2 protein-coding genes are annotated in these 2,536 nt (G+C 71.1%); both read right to left on the bottom strand.

Annotated elements, in window-relative coordinates:
* Positions 1 to 587 (bottom strand): type I-E CRISPR-associated protein Cse1/CasA (casA, locus tag FNX44_RS25990; protein ID WP_143651422.1); only part of this gene is annotated, 587 nt, incomplete at its 3' end.
* A 16-nt stretch (positions 588 to 603) separates the two neighbouring features.
* A partial coding sequence (gene cas3 / locus FNX44_RS25985) for a CRISPR-associated helicase Cas3' (protein WP_143651421.1) occupies positions 604 to 2,536 on the bottom strand: 1,933 nt, incomplete at its 5' end.

Below are 2,536 nucleotides of genomic sequence, written 5' to 3'. Positions count from 1 at the left end.
CATCCCACCCCCAGCGGGTAGCCCTTGCCGCCCTTGACCCGAGGATCGCCCACCGCGCCGGACTTGATGCCGGAGGGATCGTAGGCGTGGGAGTGCACCAACCAGCGTGCGGCCTCCGCGAACGACAGCGAGTCGACACCACCGGACCGCATGGTGAAGAACCTGTCACCGTTGGGCACGTCGGCGACGATGCGGTCCAACGCGAACACCTCGTCCTTTGCCGTGCGCAGGTCGGCGACCTGGAAGAACGGCCTGGTCGGGTGCAGCAGGTCGAAGCCCTCGCGGTGACGCCTGAGGTAGGCCGCCACCTCCGCCACGGGCAGCGTGTCCTGGCGCCACAGCTCGGCCCAGTCGGCGATCGTCTCCAGACGGTCGTCCAGTGCGTCGTACAGGATCGCCAACAGCAGCCGGGTCAGCGCGAACTCCTGTGTCGGCACGTCGCCGACCAGCCGCCGGATCCCGTGCGCCTCCGCGAGCACTCCGGCGAGGGACACCACCCCCTCATCGCCGCTGGTGTACAGCACCGGCAGCCAGGGCTGGGCGGTGAGGTCGAAGGAGGACACCGCGGACGGCGGCGGGATGGGCATCGGTGTTGTGGTGGTGTCAGGGGGCACGGGTCACCTCAAGACCGTCGGCGCGGGTGTAACGCAGCTCGAAGCCTGCCAGCCGGCACTGACACTCCTCGTCCAAGGCGAGGATCAACTGGCCGGCCAGCCAGTGGCATTCCCGCTGCTGCCAGGCGGGAACGCACAGCTGCTCAAGCTCCTCGATCGCCTGATCCGCGACCTTGCGGAAGGAGAACTGGTACGGCAGGCGCAGCCCGCAGGAGGCGACGATCCTGGCCAGCCGCGGAGGCGGTACGGCGTCGAGCGGCAGCGAGAGGCCGCCGCGGCGACCTTCCTCGTCGTCCGGCAGGCCTGGAAGTGTGCGCAACTCCCCGTCCGCCGTGCGCTGCACGACCAGAACCTCCAGTGTCTCCGGAGTGTCCCGTACCTGCTGGCGTCCCGCGCGAGTGTCGTCGGCGTCACCGACACCCGCGTCCACCCAACCCAGCAGAGCCCGTCCAGGCCGTCCGGCCTCCGCCAGCCGAAAGTCATCGGCCTTGCGGTGCTGCGCGGCGCGGAGCCTCTCGTGCTCCTGTGCCGCCGCCTCGACCAGGTGTCGCCAGCTGTCCGGCTCCGGCCGGCCTTCCCCGTAGGCGGTCTGCACCAGCGGGCTGATGTCGTCCGGAAGGCGCACCGGCGGCCCGTCCGGCTCCAGGTGAGGGAGGAGCACCGCGAGGGAGCGCAGCAGCGGGTACGCGCCGTAGATCACGCGGGAACCGGACACCGGTTCGGGTGTCTCCGCTGCCCAGTCGACCCCGGTGACCAGGCAGCGGGCCGTGCGAAGCCGCGGTGGCCGGTCGTGCTGCTGTTCGCCACGCTGGTGGCGGTGCAGCCGGCCCAGCCGCTGGAGGACGAGGTCCACCGGCGCGAGATCGGTGACCAACAGGTCGAAGTCCACGTCAAGCGACTGCTCGACCACCTGGCTGGCGACCACGACGTGCGGCCCCTCGGGTCGGTGACCGTCACACTCCCCGGGCGGGCCGAAACGGGCCAGTAGACCGGCGTCCTTCTCCGCGCGGTGCAGGTCCACAAAACGGGAGTGGGCAACGGTCACCGCGTCCGGACCGAAGCGCTCACGCAGCTGCGCGGCTGTGTCCATCACCCTGTCGACGGTGTTGCGCACCACCAACGCACAGCCGCCCTCGGCGAGTTCCGCCACGAGGCGGTCGGCGAGCGCGGCGGGGTCGTCCCCCAGCGGCTCCAGCCACACCTCCGTGGCGCGTCCACTCGCCTCGGGTCTGCGGAGCATGGGCGCCCCGCCGGGGCACACGGCGGTCATCAACGGGTAGTCCGCCGCCGTCCGCACCTCCGCGAAAGCGGCCTCCGGCACGTCCTCTCCCGCGTACGCCCGCGCCAACTCCGCGCGCCGTCCAGCCGGGAGCGTCGCCGAGAGCACCACCACCGGTACGCCGTACGCGCCCAGCCAGGACAGCGCCCGGTCCAGATAGGCGCTCATGTAGGTGTCGTATGCGTGCGCCTCGTCGACCACGACCACCTTCCCCGCAAGCGCCAGATGCCGCAGCGCCAGATGCCGCGACTTCAGCGCGCTGAAGAGGAGTTGGTCCACCGTGCCCGCCACGAAGGACGAAAGCATGCCCTTCTTGCGGCCACGCAGCCAGTGGTGCGCGACCAGCTCCGCCGAGTCCGTACGGGCGTCAGCGCGGTACTCCCAGCTGTCGGCCGGACCGTCGATGTCCACCGCCACCGGCTTGCCCGTGCCGCGCATCAGCTCGGTGTAGCGCGGATTCAGAGCGGACTTGGAATGCGCCAGGAAAACCGCGTGCGCCCCACGCTCGGCGTCCTCGTCCGGCAGCCGCTCCAGCCAGTCCAGCAACCGGCGGAACATAGCGTTCCCCGTCGCCATCGTCGGCAGCGCGAAGAAGCACCCGCCCGCCCCCGACCGAGCCGCGAAGATCTCCACTGCCGCGAGC

The sequence above is a fragment of the Streptomyces alkaliterrae genome (genome assembly GCF_007097205.2).
In the GTDB taxonomy this organism is placed as follows: Bacteria; Actinomycetota; Actinomycetes; order Streptomycetales; family Streptomycetaceae; genus Streptomyces; species Streptomyces alkaliterrae.
Note: the sequence above shows the minus strand (reverse complement) of the source record. Positions and strands in the feature narration are given on the sequence as shown.